Origin of the sequence: Bordetella tumbae (genome assembly GCF_965139195.1) — a bacterium.
Classification (GTDB): Bacteria; Pseudomonadota; Gammaproteobacteria; order Burkholderiales; family Burkholderiaceae_B; genus Bordetella_A; species Bordetella_A tumbae.
Genome location: NZ_CBCSJH010000020.1, coordinates 78444 through 94501 on the forward strand (window position 1 = coordinate 78444; position 16058 = coordinate 94501).

17 protein-coding genes and 1 tRNA gene are annotated in these 16058 nt (G+C 58.4%); 3 read left to right on the forward strand and 15 right to left on the reverse strand.

Annotation, left to right across the window (positions count from 1 at the left end; genetic code table 11):
* Nucleotides 1-30 precede the first annotated feature (30 nt).
* Nucleotides 31-106 (reverse strand) — tRNA-Lys (locus ACNA0J_RS19180).
* 306 nt (nt 107-412) lie between these two features.
* Here ACNA0J_RS19180 and ACNA0J_RS19185 point away from each other — a divergent pair.
* On the forward strand, nt 413-1252 hold the full coding sequence (locus ACNA0J_RS19185) for an NAD-dependent epimerase/dehydratase family protein (RefSeq protein ID WP_415820457.1): 840 nt from the start codon (nt 413-415) through the stop codon (nt 1250-1252).
* A 43-nt stretch (nt 1253-1295) separates the two neighbouring features.
* Here ACNA0J_RS19185 and ACNA0J_RS19190 read toward each other — a convergent pair whose 3' ends face one another.
* The 8 genes from ACNA0J_RS19190 to ACNA0J_RS19225 all read right to left on the reverse strand — a co-directional run bounded on the left by ACNA0J_RS19190 (nt 1296) and on the right by ACNA0J_RS19225 (nt 9301).
* Nucleotides 1296-3635 carry an AsmA family protein gene (locus tag ACNA0J_RS19190; protein WP_415820458.1) on the reverse strand — a complete coding sequence of 780 codons (2340 nt, stop codon included), beginning with the start codon at nt 3633-3635 and terminating at the stop codon, nt 1296-1298.
* 194 nt (nt 3636-3829) lie between these two features.
* Nucleotides 3830-4285, reverse strand: a complete 456-nt coding sequence (locus tag ACNA0J_RS19195) for a YkgJ family cysteine cluster protein (protein WP_415820477.1) — start codon at nt 4283-4285, stop codon at nt 3830-3832.
* A gap of 96 nt (nt 4286-4381) precedes the next feature.
* The gene (locus tag ACNA0J_RS19200; RefSeq protein ID WP_415820459.1) at nt 4382-5392 is read right to left on the reverse strand and encodes a Bug family tripartite tricarboxylate transporter substrate binding protein; all 1011 of its coding nucleotides are present in this window, start codon (nt 5390-5392) and stop codon (nt 4382-4384) included.
* Between the two features lie 71 nt (nt 5393-5463).
* Nucleotides 5464-6417 carry an SMP-30/gluconolactonase/LRE family protein gene (locus ACNA0J_RS19205; RefSeq protein ID WP_415820460.1) on the reverse strand — a complete coding sequence of 318 codons (954 nt, stop codon included), beginning with the start codon at nt 6415-6417 and terminating at the stop codon, nt 5464-5466.
* A complete protein-coding gene (locus ACNA0J_RS19210) occupies nt 6401-7201 on the reverse strand; it encodes an SDR family NAD(P)-dependent oxidoreductase (RefSeq protein WP_415820461.1) in 801 nt (266 codons plus the stop codon). Before ACNA0J_RS19210 ends, ACNA0J_RS19205 begins: the two co-directional genes overlap by 17 nt.
* A gap of 59 nt (nt 7202-7260) precedes the next feature.
* Entirely contained in the window at nt 7261-7812 is a 552-nt protein-coding gene (locus ACNA0J_RS19215; RefSeq protein WP_415820462.1) for a carboxymuconolactone decarboxylase family protein, read from the reverse strand.
* A 14-nt stretch (nt 7813-7826) separates the two neighbouring features.
* On the reverse strand, nt 7827-8396 hold the full coding sequence (locus tag ACNA0J_RS19220; protein WP_415820463.1) for a hypothetical protein: 570 nt from the start codon (nt 8394-8396) through the stop codon (nt 7827-7829).
* Between the two features lie 5 nt (nt 8397-8401).
* Entirely contained in the window at nt 8402-9301 is a 900-nt protein-coding gene (locus ACNA0J_RS19225) for an amidohydrolase family protein (RefSeq protein WP_415820464.1), read from the reverse strand.
* Nucleotides 9302-9377: 76 nt separating this feature from the next.
* Between ACNA0J_RS19225 and ACNA0J_RS19230 the strand changes: the two genes are divergently transcribed.
* Entirely contained in the window at nt 9378-10277 is a 900-nt protein-coding gene (locus ACNA0J_RS19230; RefSeq protein WP_415820465.1) for a LysR family transcriptional regulator, read from the forward strand.
* 14 nt (nt 10278-10291) lie between these two features.
* Here ACNA0J_RS19230 and modC read toward each other — a convergent pair whose 3' ends face one another.
* From modC to ACNA0J_RS19260, 6 genes are all read right to left on the reverse strand, one after another.
* On the reverse strand, nt 10292-11380 hold the full coding sequence (gene modC, locus ACNA0J_RS19235; RefSeq protein WP_415820466.1) for a molybdenum ABC transporter ATP-binding protein: 1089 nt from the start codon (nt 11378-11380) through the stop codon (nt 10292-10294).
* Nucleotides 11381-11424: 44 nt separating this feature from the next.
* Complete coding sequence (modB, locus tag ACNA0J_RS19240) at nt 11425-12102, reverse strand: molybdate ABC transporter permease subunit (RefSeq protein WP_415820467.1); 678 nt, start codon at nt 12100-12102, stop codon at nt 11425-11427.
* 25 nt (nt 12103-12127) lie between these two features.
* On the reverse strand, nt 12128-12892 hold the full coding sequence (gene modA, locus ACNA0J_RS19245) for a molybdate ABC transporter substrate-binding protein (RefSeq protein ID WP_415820468.1): 765 nt from the start codon (nt 12890-12892) through the stop codon (nt 12128-12130).
* 198 nt (nt 12893-13090) lie between these two features.
* Entirely contained in the window at nt 13091-13651 is a 561-nt protein-coding gene (locus ACNA0J_RS19250) for a hypothetical protein (RefSeq protein ID WP_415820469.1), read from the reverse strand.
* A gap of 14 nt (nt 13652-13665) precedes the next feature.
* Nucleotides 13666-14163: a CesT family type III secretion system chaperone gene (locus ACNA0J_RS19255; RefSeq protein ID WP_415820470.1), complete on the reverse strand. Its 498-nt coding sequence runs from the start codon at nt 14161-14163 to the stop codon at nt 13666-13668.
* A 149-nt stretch (nt 14164-14312) separates the two neighbouring features.
* The gene (locus tag ACNA0J_RS19260; protein ID WP_415820471.1) at nt 14313-14930 is read right to left on the reverse strand and encodes a hypothetical protein; all 618 of its coding nucleotides are present in this window, start codon (nt 14928-14930) and stop codon (nt 14313-14315) included.
* Nucleotides 14931-15165: 235 nt separating this feature from the next.
* Here ACNA0J_RS19260 and ACNA0J_RS19265 point away from each other — a divergent pair, with 235 nt between their 5' ends.
* The gene (locus ACNA0J_RS19265) at nt 15166-15855 is read left to right on the forward strand and encodes a hypothetical protein (RefSeq protein ID WP_415820472.1); all 690 of its coding nucleotides are present in this window, start codon (nt 15166-15168) and stop codon (nt 15853-15855) included.
* Nucleotides 15856-16058 lie beyond the last annotated feature (203 nt).

The window sequence follows — 16058 nt, forward strand, 5'->3', positions numbered from 1 at the left end:
GCGCAGTGCTTTTTTAACTACAAAGAATTCTGGTGGGCTGTGAGTGGCTCGAACACTCGACCTACGGATTAAGAGTCCGCTGCTCTACCAACTGAGCTAACAGCCCTGATCTGCGGAACACGAAAACGCGCGCCAGCAGTCAAGAGGCAAAATTATACATGCTTCCCGATAACTCTCCAAACCGGCCCATAACGCACGCAAACTGACGTGTAACTTACAAAAACATGGTCGCTTCTGCGGCGTATATCCGGGATTACGCTGAATGCCCCCTGACCGCTATTGACAAGGCAGTAGGCCGTGTTCGATGATTCATTCCCACTTGTACGACGACGTACAAGAAACCAGCCTCACGCCCTGCGACCATTACCCTTGTCCGCAGCGATACCAGGACTGCGCGACCGGAGACAACCTCATGAGCAGTACCCCTGCCCAATCCCGTTTGTTCAACCGCTTGCTATTGACCGGCGCAGCCGGCGGTGTGGGCCGTGCTATCCGCCCTCTGCTGGCAGCTCAAGCCAAACACGTGCGCTTGTCCGACCTGCCTGCGGCGCTGACTGCTCAGGCAACGAACCTGGCTCCGCACGAAGAGGCCATCCCTTGCGATATCTCGGATCGCGCAGCGTTTGACGCGCTGGCAGCCGATTGCGACGCCATCGTGCATCTGGGAGGCGTATCCGTCGAGCGTCCGTTCGAGGAAATCCTCGAGGCCAACATCAAGGGCGTATTCAATCTGTATGAGGCGGCGCGCCATCATGGCATCAAGCGTATCGTGTTCGCCAGTTCGAATCACGTCACCGGCTTTTATCGCCAAGACGAGACCATTGACGCGCATGCCCTGCGCCGCCCGGATGGCTATTACGGCGTCTCCAAATCGTTTGGCGAAGACATGGCGCAGCTATATTTCGATCGCTACGGCATCGAAACGGCCAGCATACGCATCGGCTCGCTGTTTCCCGAACCAGCAGACCGGCGCATGATGGCGACATGGATCAGCCTGAACGATTTCGACGCACTGCTGCACCGCTGTCTATATACACCGGACATCGGCCACACCGTCGTCTATGGCATGTCGAACAATCGCACGGTGTGGTGGGACAACCGCTATGCCGCCAAGCTCGACTACACCCCGCGCGATACGTCGGAGATCTATCGGGACAAGATCGAGGAACAACCTGCACCGCCGGCAGATGACCCGTCGGTGATTTTCCAAGGCGGCAAGTTCACCGTCGCGGGGCCGTTCGAGCCGCAATAAATCTGCTTGGCAGTGCGTTCGGCACGTAGGTGCTGAGCGCCAGCTATTTGGATTTCGCTTTGCCCTGGGGCGAGGAGGCCTTGGCCGGCTGGCGCAGTTGCTGCATCATTTCACTGCATGGTTTTTCTTCCTCGCCGGAGCTGGGTGCCACCAGGGCCAGCAAGCTTGCCACAGGAGTCAACAGCACGCCCAACGCGACCGCGCCTGCGCCGCGCGCGGCCAGAGGAAGCACCTGCACCCCCGCATCGGGATTGGCAAAAGTACCTTTCACATACAGCGGTGAACGCAGCGAGAACAAGCGAATGCCTTTGCTTTCAGGCGAAATGTCCAGATCGAGCGTCTCATCCTTGAAATTGACATTGCCCTCGATCTGCACAATGGCATTTTCCGTATCAAAGACAAACACTCGCGGCGTCATGACGCCCTGTTTCATGTTCAGATCAGCCGCACCGCAATTGATCTTGACCTCTTCGTCACCGAACAATTTGCTGATCACGTAGTTGCCGACGTTCAGGCCGGCAATCTCCATGAGCCCTTTGCTGATGACACCGTCATTGACCAATAAGCGGGCATCGCCACTTGAGGTACCCAGCAAAGCCGCGACGGAATTGCCCGCGCCTTTCAACGCCACATCTCCGTTCAACTGGCCCAAGGCCTGCTGCATGGATTCGACGTTGGGAAATAGCTGCTTCAATCGCAAGCCTCGCACTGCGACCTTTGCGTCGCCGGTCATGGGTGTTTTGCCGCCATCGAGCTTCAAGTCGGAGTTGATCGTGCCACCGGCAAAGCCAAAGCGTAATGGGTCCAGTGTGAGCAAGCCGTTATCCAGCACAAGATGGACGTCGAGTTTACTGATCGGCCTTTTTTCGTCATAGACGATGCGCCCGGCAGTCAACGCCACATCCGCGTCCATGTCGCGCCATCGTTCGGTCCGGAATTGTTGCGTGGGCAGGACTTTGCCTCCGGATGGTTTCGCCTTGTCATCCCCTTTGGCGGCGGCCTTTTTCCCGGCGTTGGGCTCAACGCCGATCAGCGGCCCCAGGTCTTGCATCCGCAGCTGATTCGAGCTCAATTCACCTGTGAGCTTGGGACGCGGAACCCCGAGTTTGAACGTCAAGTCTCCGTGCAAGTCGCTCGCCCCGACCTTACCGTTGAAATCGCGATACCGGAACGTGGCGCCGTCAGCCTGTTTGAGTCGCGCGCTCAAGCGGCCATCGGTGGCGTAACGTGGCGTGTCCGGCAGGGTCACGCCGATCAGTGGGTACAGGTCCGACATCGTGGCGCCGGACAAGGCCAGACGCAAATCCAGCGCCCCAAGGTTCGCAGGGTCGGTCAACGTACCGGCTACCGCCACGTGCGTATCGCCGATGGTGACGTCAGCCTGCAAAGGGAAAGGCCGATTGGGATCTTTGACAGCCAGCATGCCGCCGATCTTGCCGTCGCCTTTCAGGGGCAGTTGCTTGTAGCGGCCTTTTACTTTCCAGCCAAAGACGTAATCGTCGGGAACGGCGACAGCGGTGTGGTTTGTCGCTTGCGTGGCGTTGGCACCGTCCTCGCCGCTGGCTGGCGGCTTGGTGGCCAATTCGGCTTTCGCCGCAGCCAACTGCGCACTGGAGGGTTTCGCCTGAGAACTCTGGGCGGCGGGCTGCTGGGCGGCAGGGGATGTGGCGGAGGAGGCCGGCTCCGCCGGTTTCACTGCTGCCGCTTTTTCGCCTGCCTTTGTTTTCTCGGATTTGGCCGAGGATTTGGTGTCTTTGCCTGCGTCTTCTTTTTTCCCGTCGGCGCTGGATTTACCCGCTATATCTTCGTAGGGGATGGGTTTGCCCAGCGGATCGATCTGGGCCTGGATGTCCGCGTTCAAGGTCTCATCACGGAACGCGATCTGTCCTTGGTCAAAGCCGATTTCGTCTATATCGATTTTCCACTTCGAAGGCTGCCCGTCGCCTTCCGGAAATGTAAATAACCAATTGGTGCGCCCATCCCTCAAGCGCTCCAGATTCGCCCGGGCTCCCGTCAACTGGATTTCACGAATAACGACCTGCTGAGTCAGCAACGGCAACGGCGACAGCGTGAATTCGGCGCGTTTGAGCGACGCCATGTCCCGATACTGCCCCCACGGCGGGTTGCCCAGGGTGACATCGTTCAGCACCACATGAGGCCACGGTACCCAGCCCTGCCAGCCGGGCATATCGCCGGGACGCCGCCATTGCACCGTCACATCCCCGTTGATGGCGAACGGACGTCCGATTGCCTCGGAGACCTTGGTATTAATGGTGGGCTTCAGGTAGTTCCAATTAAAAAGTGCAATGGCAACTACCAGGGCCGCCACCACGAGAATGATGACGCTACCCAGCCCGATAAGTACTTTCTTCGTACGCGTCATGGCTGTATTCCTTTGCCTGACCCGCCTCAAGCAGCCTGGCTTTCCTATCCAGGGTATAGGCAGATCCGGGAATCATTGCCAGAGAATGTATACGGATTTTTCTAAATCTACCTGAACGGCGCAACCGGTCATGCAAAAAAGTAAAGACCGCCCTCTCTGCAATGACGATGGGGACGACAGCTGTACAGCAAGTTTCAGGCCGCAGCGGGATGGGCAGGGGTACACGGCCCCTGCGGATCGTTCTCGGCGTCGGGACGAGGCGCAATAGGAGGTAAGCCGAGCGCGGCTCGCAGGCGCTGGCAGTCCGGATTGACGGAGCCATCGGGCTGCCAGACCTCGAACTCGCGGCACGGCGTCGGCCGCAAGGAATAAATGTCGCAATGAATCCCGGGCTGGCCCAGTTCTCCGCGTAATGCGACGCAGCGCCCACCGCCTTTTTCCGTACCGGCCATGCAGACCCGCAGCGGGCTGATGGGGCGCACCAGCGCCAAAGGCACGGTCCCGCCGTTTTCGCCGGCGACCTCTCCGCAATAGAACGACACCCGAAAGTGCGCACAGCAGGCGCCGCAACTCAGGCAGGGATTGGCATCATCGCCACCCAGGGTGGCGGGAGCAATAAGCTCGATGGGGTTCGGCTGCAGCCGGGTCATGATGGGAGGCGCCAGAAAAGGCCAAGGGACGGCCGGCAGTGTAGCCAGCGGCTTGGCCGATTTCAAGAGGCCGCCTTCCCCATCGGTACAGACGACTCAATTGTCGACGGTAATTCCCTCTTCCCGGATCAAGTCACCCCATTTTTTGGTGTCATCACGCACCAGATCGGCGAACGCTTGAGGGGTGGTCGGCGACAGCTCGACTCCTGTGGTCTCGGCATAGGCTTTCAATTCCGAGGTCTGCAGAACGTTGGCCAGTACGGCGTTCAGCGCAGCGACTGTGTCGGCTGGCGTGCCCTTTGGCGCGAACACGCCATACCAATTATTGGCATAAACATCAGGAATGTTCAGCTCGTCAAATGTCGGCACATCGGGCAGCACAGTGGAACGCTTGGGCGCAGCAATTGCCAACGCTTTCGCTTTACCAGACTGAATGTGCGGCATCAGGCCGGACACATCGCCAATGAAACCATCCACTTGTCCACCAATGGTATCGGTGATGGCAGGGGCAGCGCCCTTGTATGGCACATGCAGGATCTTGCCCTTGGTAGAAAGTTTGAGTTGGACGACCGCCATGTGCGGCATGCTGCCCACACCGGATGAAGCCATCGACAAGCCATCGCTCTTGATCTTGGTCACGAACGCCTGTGCGTCGGCATAGGGGCTCTTTGCGCCGACCACCAATACCTCCGGTACAGAAACCAGCAGCGACACGGGCGCGAAGTCCTTGATAGGGTCGTAAATCAGCTTCGGATACAGAGCGGGATTGATGGAGATCGCACCAACGGAGCTCAAGAACAAGGTCTGGCCATCAGGGCGAGCACGCGCCACGTACGAGGCGGCGATCGCGCCGTTTCCGCCGGGCTTGTTCTCGACCAGAACGGGATGCTTCAGCTCTTTCTCCAGCTGCGCGGCGACAATGCGAGCCAGAGAATCTGCGGGGCCGCCTGCAGGAAAGGCAACCACCAGACTCGTGGTGTTCTGCGCTTGCGCACTCACGGCCGCAGCACCCAATACGGCAGCCGCTACATACTTGAATAAACGGGATGTGGACAAATGCGTCGCGGTCAAGCGTTTGACCACACGTCCGTAGAGTAGATGAAACATGATCGTCTCCTGTCTGATTATGGTGTACAGCTCGCTGACAGGCATGCAGCGAACTGCAAACAACGTTGAAGCTACAGAGCGGTAGCGCCCTGGGTGTTAACAAATAAGGAATAGATCGACGTGCACGACGCCATGAACAAGCGGTTGCGGTGCTTGCCGCCGAAACACAGATTGGCGCAACGCTCAGGCAACGCGATACGCCCCAGCAATTCACCCTGTGGCGAAAACACGCGTACGCCATCCAACTCGGCAGTACCCATCCCCCAGCCACACCACAGGTTGCCCTCGATATCCATGCGGAAACCGTCAGGCGTCCCGTCGCCAGCATCAAACAGCACTCGCGGCGGGCTCAGGCTGACGCCATCATTCGCGACATCGAACACCACAATGTTGCGCGGCCGCGCGCGCGACTCGATCACATACAAATGCCGTTCGTCGGGTGAAAACGCCAGCCCGTTAGGCCCCTGTACGGTGTCGCACATCAAGCGGACCTCTTGACCATCTGGACTGATGCGATAGATCGCCGCCGGCAGTTCCTGTTCGGCTTTCTCGCCCTGGTAATAGCCGACGATGCCAAAGGGAGGATCAGTAAACCAGATCGAACCATCTGACTTCACCACCACATCATTGGGCGAATTCAAACGCTTGCCTTGATAGTGGTCGGCCAATACCGTGATCCGGCCATCATGTTCCGTACGCGTCACGCGGCGGCCCAGATGTTCGCAAGTAATCAGGCGGCCCTGACGGTCGCGCGTGTTGCCATTCGCATGGCCCGACGTATGGCGCCAGACGTGTGTTTGCTGACTGATCTCGTCCCATCGCATGATGCGGTCGTTCGGCACATCGCTCCAAAGCAGATAGCGTCCATCACCGAACCATACCGGCCCCTCCGCCCAACGGCTGCCTGTAGCCACGCGCTCGACGGCTGCCAATGGCAGCACCAGTTTCTCGAAACGAGGATCCAGTGCAATCACCGCCGCATCCGGATAACGCGTGGGCGCCGCCCTTTCAATCGCATCGTGCACTCATGCCTCCGTCGACGATGATTTCGGTCGCGGTGACGAAGCGTGCCTCGTCCGAAGCCAAGAACAACGCTGCATTGGCGGTATCCATGCCGTCACCCATGAACGGCAGCGGAATACGCGACTGCCGCTGCGCCAGCAATGCATCCACGTCGCCTCCAGCACGCTGACCGGCCAGACGCACCTCAACCATAGGGGTATGCATCTGCCCAGGAATGACGGTATTGCAACGAATATTCTGCTTGGCGTTCTCTATCGCCACCACGCGGGAGAGTTGAATCACACCGGCTTTCGCGCTGGCGTATCCCACTTGTGCCGAGCCCGTCCAGCGGATGCCGGAGGTCGATGCAATATTCACGATGGCGCCACCGCCTTGAGCCTGCATCCGAGGTAATACATGGCGGCAACCGAGGTATACGCTTTTCAGGTTGAAATCGATCTGGCTGTCCCAGGTGTCTTCGTCCAAGGTCACCGGGCCACCTTTGCGCGATCCACCTACGTTGTTGACCAGGATATCGACGCGCCCCCACGTATCCATGCAGGCTTGCACCATATCGCGTACGGCGTCGGAATCCGTCACGTCCGCACACCAGGTCGTGATCTGCCCTCCGACCTCGCGCACGCGGGCAACGGTTTCCTGCATCGCACCTTCGTCACGATCGACGGCAAAAACCTGCGCGCCCTCTTGCGCAAATCGATAGGCAATGGCGCGGCCATTGCCCCAACCTGGACCCACGCTGCCCGCGCCCGTAACGATGGCTACCTTGCCTTGCAAACGGCCTGTCATGATCTGTCTCGCATAATGTTGTTTTCGTCAAAAAAGAATGTGGCGTCGAACAACTACCCTCAACGCCCGAAGCTGATCGTGCTGCCATCCGGCGGTTCGATCTCGAACACATTGATCGTCATCGAAATCAATGTGTAGTAGCCGGTGATGCCGACCAGGTCCACAACACTATCAGTCCCCAACACGTCGACCGCCTCCTGATACAAGGCATCTGGAACGCGACGGGTCTGCAGCAACGCGCAGACAAAGCGATACACCACCGACTCGTCTGCCTGGATAAACACCGGTTCGTCGCCCAAGCGGATCTGCTCGGCGATACCCGCATCCAGGCCGGCCTTCAGCGCAATCGGATGATGCGCCCACCATTCGAATGAAGCCTGCCACCATGCGGCCATGGTCAAGATGGCCAACTCGGATAATCTCGGTGGCAGACTGGAGTCATAGCGGCAATATTGCCCCAACGCCTGTGCGTGCTCTGCCAGGCCTGCGCGATGCAGCCAAATAGCCAGAGGTCCGCGGACTTTGCCACGCGGCCCGGAGGCGATAGCGTCGTAGATGCGGCGTTGATGCTCGGAAAGGTTTTCGAGTTCAGGAGGATTCAGTCGTGGCATATTCGGGCCTCTACCTAGTCTTGCACCAGGCGAAACATGGTGCGTTTGGTATTGATGAAATTCGGACGGACACGATCGCTCCAGGATGTCGCACGCACGGCCAACCAGGCGGGCGACCCAAAGGCTTCGCGTTGTGCCAGGTCATAGCAGGCGTAATAGCGCGGCGAGCTGTTTTCAGCGAGATACCGGCGCGCCCTCACCGTGCCTGGTACGGCGGCTAACCCTGGCAGATGCTCAGTCTCATACCAGCTATCAAAGTCGGTTTCCGCACCTGGTTTGATATCGGTCTCGACCATATAGAACCAAGGGGCTGCCTGGCCGATGGAATGACCCGCTACATCAGTAGTCAATGCGAGGTTCACCATCTGTGCATCGGGATGTGATTGCCGCACAGCCGCCGGCAAATTACTGATGCCGGCGTTGAGGCCAGCCTCAGTGCCCGCGACCTCTGCAGGCCAGGACAACCACACATAAGTCTCGACGTGATCCACCGCGTGATAGATACGAAAATTCGCTTGCTTCACACCAGGCAGCGCCAGCACGGCAGCCGTGTTTAAGGCCTCTTTGGGAAATTTGATCAACATTGATTTCATCGTCCGAATCGATACAAGGTGTGGGGGTTATCAACCAATATCTGGTGCTGCACGGCGCGATCGGGGCAAAGACGCAGAAACGTGTTGAGCAACTCGCCGTCATCCGGCATATCGCCGGCCACATTGGGATGCGGCCAGTCCGTGCCCCATAGCAGGCGCTCCGGCATCGCCTCCAACAAGGCGGTCACCAAGGGCTCGGCATCGGCAAAAGGCCGTTTCCCATGACTGGAGACACGATCCAGCCCAGAAATCTTGATCCAGGCATTCGGGTGGTCGCGTAATGCCAGCAGCGCCTGAAATGCGTCGTTCGCTACGCCTTGCGAGGCGGCGACCCGCCCCATGTGGTCGATCACGAAGGGCACTGGCAGACGTTTCAGGCGCGGCAGCAGGTCCATGAGCGATGCTTGGTCGGAATGAATGCAGACATGCCACCCGAGCGGCGCGATCCGCGGCGCCACCTGAGCCAACTCATCCCAGCCCCCGTTGGCCAGATGAGCAACGAAGTTGTAGCGCACGCCCCGCACCCCGCGGGAATCCATATCTGCGAGCTCCCGCTCGCCCACCGTTGGGGGCACCAGCGCGATAGCACGATACTGCCCTGCCCCTTTGTCCAGCGCGTCCAGGGTGGCCGACATGTCGTAGCCATGGCAACCCGGCTGGATGATCACGCCACGGCTGAATCCCAGTTGCTGATGCATATGGCGCATCTGTTCAAACGACGCATCGGGAGGCGTATAGGGGCGGTCCGCCGCATAAGGAAAAACGTCGGCCGGTCCAAAGATATGGAAATGGCTATCGCAAGCCTGCGCCGGTAAAGCTTGGCTGGCAGGCGTAATCTGGGCAAGAGGAGGCGCGCAATCGGGCATGGGAATCGTGTAGCTGTCGTGAATTCGCATGATGCGCAGTCCACGCCCTGCCGGCAATGAGACTTAGCGGACTTCTGATATAGCAAAAACGTATACCATTGTGTCTATGGATCTCAAGCAAATCCGCTATTTCATCGTGGCCTGCGAAATGCGCAGCCTGTCCCGCGCCGCCGAGGTGCTGGGATTGTCACAGCCCTCGCTCAGCCGGCAGATCCAGTTACTGGAGGCGGAGCTGCGCCATCATTTATTGATCCGTACCGGCCGCGGCGTTGCACCCACGCCCGCCGGCTTGCGCTTTCTGGCGCATGCGCAGGCGCTGGATGACCTGGCGCAACATGCGAAACAAGATATGCGCGCCTTTGGCTCGACCTCGCAGGACAAGGTCCGTCTGGCCATGCCGCATCGCGTGGCTCGTCGATTGGCACCGCACATCATGCAGGCCTTTCGCCGCAAACACCCCACGGCCGCACTGACCCTGGCAGAGGGTTTGAGCCTCGAAATGAACGAATGGCTGGTAAAAGACCGAGTCGACCTGGCGCTGCTGTACGACCCGCCCCCATCGACGCTGGTGCGCTACGAGTCGGTGTACCGCGAGGATCTCGTCTTGGCCTACACCAAATCGTGCCGGCCTGCCCCGCCGCCCAGCGTTCGCGCAAAGGATCTGGGTCGCTACCCCCTGGTACTGCCCAGCGCCCCGAACACCATCCGGGCATTGGTCGAGAAAACTTGCCGCGAGCTCAATGTATCCCTGGACGTCATTGCAGAAGTCGACGTGGTACACACCATTCTGGAAACCATGACTCAGGATAGTCTGTACACCATCCTGCCACGATCAGCGTTGCACGATATCCAGGGGCGAGACGATCTGGTCTGCTCGACCATCATCGATCCTGTCATCATGAATAATCTGACCCTGGCCACGCCCGATCGTCAGATCCTGCCGCCGCTGGTCGAGTCCACCGCTGACATTATTCGTGGTCTCGATATGCGGCAACTGTTTGCGTGAAAGGTACGCGTCTATCAAGCCAACACCGATACCGCTTTGATCTGCGCCCAGGCGTGCGTGCCCTGTACCAGGCCTAGTTGATCTCGCGAATATCGGGTGATCCGCGCCAATAACGGTGTACCGTCAGCATCCAGGCGCACCAGGATGTGGTCGGGATGGCCGGCGGGCGCCATGTCCTGCACCCGGACAGAAATCACATTCACAATACTGCTCTGCTCTGGGTGCACGAGTGTAATGCTCACGTCACGTGCCTTGACAGCCAAACGAGTTGCGGTGCCCGGCGGCAATTGCTCGTGCACCACGCGTAAGCATGATGCGCTATCTGGTAACTGCACAGACATCAATTGATAAGCAGGGTCAAATCCCGCGACCGCTCCGGAAACCACCACCGAAGCATCATCAGCCATGGCCAATGGTAAATCCAGACGCGTCAGCATCTGTGCGATCGTGCCGCTCGCGATAGCCCGCCCGGCGCTCAACAACACCAGGTGGTCGGCCAGGCGCGCCACCTCCTCGGGCGAATGACTGACATAGATCACGGGAATATCGAGCTCGTCATGCAGCCGTTCGAGATACGGCAGAATCTCCTGCTTGCGCGCGATATCCAAGGACGCCAAGGGCTCATCCATCAACAACAGACGAGGACTGGTCAGCAGCGCGCGAGCAATACCGACTCGCTGGCGTTCTCCGCCAGACAATCCGCCAGGCATACGTTCCAATAGATGCGAGATCCCCAGCAGCTCTGCTGCCTGCAGCAGATCCACGCGACGCTCTGCCGCAGGAATACGGTTCAGGCCAAACGCGAGATTACGCTGGACCGTCATATGGTCAAACAGACTGGCTTCTTGAAAAACATAGCCCAGCGACCGGCGATGTGTCGGAACGGCAATACCGGCCTCTGTATCCAGCCAGACCTCGCCATTGATGCGCAGATAACCTCGCGACACCGGGGCTAATCCCGCCATGCATCGCAAGCACGTCGTTTTGCCCGAGCCGGAGTGCCCATATAGTGCCGACACACCGCGGCCCGGCAGATCCAGATCGACGTCCAGCGAAAACTCTCGGTAATCCACTCGAAAGCGGGCTTCGATACCTGTGCTCATTATTGTGTCGGTGGAACGCTGATGTGACATGTGTGATCGACCCGTCACCACAGCGACGCAGTGCGCCGGCGCGTATACAGCAACAGCAACACCACAAATGCAAACGCGACCATACCGCCTGCCAGCCAATGCGCCTGCGCATATTCCAACGCTTCGACATGGTCATAAATCTGCACGGAGACAACGCGCGTTTTGCCCTCGATGTTGCCGCCCATCATCAGCACGACGCCAAACTCGCCTACCGTATGGGCGAACCCCAGAATCGCAGCTGTGATAAATCCGGGCCGCGCCATAGGCAACACGACGGAAAAAAAACAATCCCAGGGACTGGCACGCAACGTGGCCGCTACCTCCAGCGGACGGCGCCCGATGGCTTCAAATGCATTTTGCAGAGGCTGCACCACAAAGGGCAACGAATAAATGACCGAAGCCACCACCAACCCAGCAAAGGTGAACGGCAATGTCCCCAAGCCCAATGCCTGCGTGACCTGACCGATCCAGCCGTGAGGCCCCATCAGCACCAATAAATAAAAACCCAGCACCGTTGGCGGCAATACCAGCGGCAAGGCCACCACGGCGCCGATCGGGCCTTTGAGGCGCGACCGGGTATGCGCGAGCCACCATGCGATGGGCGTGCCAACGATCAACAACAACACCGTCACCAGGGACGCCAGTTCCAGTGTCAACCAGATCGCGGCCAAATCGGCAGAGTCTAAGGGCATAAGAGACAGGGACGACGAGATCCGCCTATTGTCCGCCTAATTGATACCCGTAGGACTTAATAATCTCGGCAGCCTTGGGGCCTTTCAGGTATGCCGCGAACGCGGCGGCCACCGGGTTGTCTTTGCCTTTGGCCAGCACGACGGCATCTTGTTTGATGGTGTCATGCAAATCACCCGGGACAATCCAGGCCGACCCAGAGGTCAGTTTGCCGTCCTTGTAGATCTGCGACAGTGCGACAAAGCCCAGTTCGGCATTGCCGGAAGCGACAAATTGCTGGGCTTGTCCGATGCTCTGCCCTTCGACGATTTTGGGTTTCAAGGTTTCCGTGAGGCCGAGCCGCTGCATGACTTGTGTCGCGGCCAAGCCGTACGGTGCGGCTTTTGGATTGGCAATGGCCAAATGCTGAAATGCATTTTTCTTCAGTACATCGCCTTGATCATCGACATAACCCGGCTTGGCCGACCACAGCGCCAATGTTCCCACCGCATAGGTAAACCGTGAGCCGGGCACCGTATCGCCTTCGGATTCTAGTCTGGCCGGACGGTCATCATCGGCTGCCAGGAACACCTCGAAGGGCGCACCGTTTTTGATCTGTGAATAAAACTGCCCGGTCGCTCCGAAGGAGGCTAGAACCCTGTTGCCCGTGTCCTGCTCGAATTGCTTGGCGATGGCCTGCAGCGGCGCAGTGAAATTGGCGGCGACGGCGACTTGCACCTCTGCGGCCAATGCGGATGTGGAGACAGACAATAAACCAGCAGTCAAAACGACAGCAAGACGTACGGCAGCCATGGCAGAGTCACCCTATTAAAAGAAAAGGAACAGTCGATTCGCTATATACACAACTATATAACGAAATTGACCTGACTCAATGGGAGATGCCTTAAGGCTGTAGGCGGTCGTCCAAAACGACTATTTCACGCTGACGCAGGGCGCGCGGTAATGAAAGAACCGCGACGCCTCGAGCGTCTGCGATAACGCAGTCTGCGTTTATGGCCCTGTAGGCAGCCAACGCGCGTTGGAGTAGGCCATATCCAGGGCGATCAGGACCTGCGCAATGGAACTGCCAGAACACGCCATGCTGGCGACCAATTTGCCGCCGGAAAGCATGACACCTGGCAAATCGCCTTGATACGCCCGCGAGATGAGTGTTGCCGTCGTCACTAACCCTGCAGTCACGGCCTGGTAATTTCCGGCGCCTATCCCGGTGCCTGTCCCCGTCTGCACGGCGCGATCCATGAGCGCTGTTGCGTTCAAACCGTTAGCCAGTGTTGACAACGTGTCAGTGCTGAAAAGGCCGCTTGTCATACATTTGGAGAAAGAGACCGCGGTGCTGTACGCACTGAACAAGCCCAAGGCAGAGTCCTGCGCCACGCTGCCTGCGTTGCGCAAACTCTCGCGGCTGGCCTGCGCCACCGGCTCAATACTCAATGCGCTGGCGGCAAGCTTGACCACATCACACCCAAGGTCTTTAGAATCCTTGGGAAATAATCCTAGGCCAATGTCAAACAAGGGGGGCAGCGCCGCCCCCGCGCCAACCGGGATTTGCATAATCAATCCTTCCTTTAGGCCAAGTCAGTCAGATCCGTTGCCGATGACGCGAGAGACGGATCGGGTATAGAGGCAAGCGCCAGTATCGACTGCAGCTCGCCGTCGCGAATAGCGGCAGCCAATGCGTCGACGTGCTCGGCAAATGCAATGAGCACACCGGCAAACGCGGACTCGGTCCAATTCGCCTCGTTCGGCATCCACGTCAGTTTCAGCAAAATTTCGTGAGTCGCAGGCGCGACCCCCACGTTCGCCATGCCTGACAGACTCGGAGCCATATTGACCGCCAACAAGGCACGCAGGGTACTGGCGGGCATCGTATCGTCGGCCATGCCCAGGATCCCGGTAAAGAGCAGGCCCACTGGGGTCGGCGCCGGCGCAATACTAAAGACGTTCCCACCTTTGGTCGTCAACGCCAGCATGCCGTTTTGATCGACGACGATTGGAATTCCTAGAGCTTGTTCAAGAGAACTACCCCAATCACGCAGCCGTTCGAGCGAGTCCATTGTCATCATGTGTGTCCGGAGAAAGCAGAGAACACTGCGTGAGTAACTTGGGATTGCATAAGGTTCCGGTCATGCATCATGGTCGTCCAATACAACAGCCCACTGGCCACCTTCGGTTCGGCCACACACGTCATGAAGGACGAATCGCCTCAGCAGTCTTATTCCGGCACCAGTTTCATTGGCATGTACCCATCTCCGGCAACGCTTAGCTGCTGTGAATCGACGGGAAAGTAGGCCCAATAGAGCGTATAAGCCACATCCGCCGCAATCACGACACCTAACACGACAGGGTGCCCGGTCAAAGCGATGGTGGCTGCCAATTTTGCACCGGCAAGCAACGCCCCCGGTACATCGCCTTGCTGCGTTAGCGTGACGAGCTTTATCGACGTCAGCGCCCAACCGGTCACCACGCCGTAGTGCCCGATCCCTGCACCAACGCCGACCGCCATCGTGACCAGGCGATCGACGGCACTCGCCGCGCTCACGCCGCTCAGCAACCCGATCAAGGCGTCCTTGCTGGCAAAGCCGTTCTCCAGACAATTACTGAACGCGGTGACGGTAGCTACCAAACCGAGCGTCGCAAAGACCGAGTCCGGCACCACTCGGCCAATCGCAAGCAAGGTGTCTCGACTGAGGTGTGCGACAGGCTCAACGGTCAACACGGCCACGATGCGTTGAATCCAATCGATCCCGGTGTCCGTCCAACTGTCTGCCGAGGAAGCACCAGTCGCAAGCGGTGCCAATACCGCCGGCAGTGATGTACCTGTGGTTTGCATGCCCCTCTAACCTAATTTACGAGGCCTCGCCAACAGAAGCCCGCATGACCCCCGCAGTCACTGAGCCAGCTTGAAGCGCCATGCAGGCAATCCTGGATGAAATGACGATGCCTATTAAGTAACCGTGGATTGCATAAGGTTCCCACGATGATTCATCGTTGGTTTGCGTGATGGAACTCGATTCAGGGGAAAGGCCACTCACGGGTTTCCTTAACCTGCAAAGAGCGAAAACATAATGCAAACGGAATTGTCTGGCCGCCTGGGTTTGTGCTTTTTTCTATTGCTACTCGTTGCCCTGGTTCCCAAGAGCGTATTGGCCTCATCATGGTTTGTCGCTCCCCAGATAGGCACACAAGGGCTGAGTGCACAGGTTGGGTATCGATCTGATCATGACTTCAGCGTACGTGCCGCCTGGAATCAGTTTGGTTTTGACAAGTCGTTCACGGTCGATGGTGTCAAATACGATTCCGATATTCGCTTGAAATCGCTGGGTTTGTTATTTGATTACTATCCGCTGGACAACGGGTTTCACATGACCGCCGGCCTGTACAGAAACGACAACCGCATTTCCGCGAGCGGTGTTATCGACCGTATGTTCTCTCATCGCATCGGCAATCATGTGATCCAGGTAGACGGCAAGCAGCTAGGAAAAAGTTCGGCCAAGGTTGAGTATGCGCCAGTCGCCCCCTATCTGGGGATCGGGTATCACAACGTCGTGAAAGAAGGATTCAGCTTTGCGGCAGATATCGGCGTGCTCTATCAAGGCAATGCCAGAGTCAGCGTTGAACCGCCCGAGGGGGTGCGTAACCTCAACATCCAGCAGGTCAAAGACCGTACGCAGCAACAAAAGCACGAGATCGAAAAGATGGCGAACAAGGTGCGATGGTATCCCGTCGTCAGCCTCGGAGTGGCTTATACCTTCTAAGAAAAAAGCGGGCATTGCGCCCAATGACAGTTAGTTAAGCGCTGGCTGGCATTTTTTTTATCGCTGTTGGTGTGGTGTGGGCGTTTGCTGCTCGTGATTGTTTCTCTGAAGACGTCCCTGTCGCGTGCCTGGGCGTGGCGCCGGGCCTATCGCACGGACTCGGCCCATGACCAGGGGCCTCGGTCCGCTGCGCGGACTAAATC

Excerpts from the sequence above, each read along its gene's own strand:
- ACNA0J_RS19185 (WP_415820457.1), top strand. The coding sequence starts at position 413 with ATGAGCAGTACCCCTGCCCAATCCCGTTTGTTCAACCGCTTGCTATTG.
- ACNA0J_RS19190 (WP_415820458.1), bottom strand. The coding sequence starts at position 3,635 with ATGACGCGTACGAAGAAAGTACTTATCGGGCTGGGTAGCGTCATCATT.
- ACNA0J_RS19195 (WP_415820477.1), bottom strand. The coding sequence starts at position 4,285 with ATGACCCGGCTGCAGCCGAACCCCATCGAGCTTATTGCTCCCGCCACC.
- ACNA0J_RS19200 (WP_415820459.1), bottom strand. The coding sequence starts at position 5,392 with ATGTTTCATCTACTCTACGGACGTGTGGTCAAACGCTTGACCGCGACG.
- ACNA0J_RS19210 (WP_415820461.1), bottom strand. The coding sequence starts at position 7,201 with ATGACAGGCCGTTTGCAAGGCAAGGTAGCCATCGTTACGGGCGCGGGC.
- ACNA0J_RS19215 (WP_415820462.1), bottom strand. The coding sequence starts at position 7,812 with ATGCCACGACTGAATCCTCCTGAACTCGAAAACCTTTCCGAGCATCAA.
- ACNA0J_RS19220 (WP_415820463.1), bottom strand. The coding sequence starts at position 8,396 with ATGTTGATCAAATTTCCCAAAGAGGCCTTAAACACGGCTGCCGTGCTG.
- ACNA0J_RS19225 (WP_415820464.1), bottom strand. The coding sequence starts at position 9,301 with ATGCGAATTCACGACAGCTACACGATTCCCATGCCCGATTGCGCGCCT.
- ACNA0J_RS19230 (WP_415820465.1), top strand. The coding sequence starts at position 9,378 with ATGGATCTCAAGCAAATCCGCTATTTCATCGTGGCCTGCGAAATGCGC.
- modC (WP_415820466.1), bottom strand. The coding sequence starts at position 11,380 with ATGAGCACAGGTATCGAAGCCCGCTTTCGAGTGGATTACCGAGAGTTT.
- modB (WP_415820467.1), bottom strand. The coding sequence starts at position 12,102 with ATGCCCTTAGACTCTGCCGATTTGGCCGCGATCTGGTTGACACTGGAA.
- modA (WP_415820468.1), bottom strand. The coding sequence starts at position 12,892 with ATGGCTGCCGTACGTCTTGCTGTCGTTTTGACTGCTGGTTTATTGTCT.
- ACNA0J_RS19250 (WP_415820469.1), bottom strand. The coding sequence starts at position 13,651 with ATGCAAATCCCGGTTGGCGCGGGGGCGGCGCTGCCCCCCTTGTTTGAC.
- ACNA0J_RS19255 (WP_415820470.1), bottom strand. The coding sequence starts at position 14,163 with ATGATGACAATGGACTCGCTCGAACGGCTGCGTGATTGGGGTAGTTCT.
- ACNA0J_RS19260 (WP_415820471.1), bottom strand. The coding sequence starts at position 14,930 with ATGCAAACCACAGGTACATCACTGCCGGCGGTATTGGCACCGCTTGCG.
- ACNA0J_RS19265 (WP_415820472.1), top strand. The coding sequence starts at position 15,166 with ATGCAAACGGAATTGTCTGGCCGCCTGGGTTTGTGCTTTTTTCTATTG.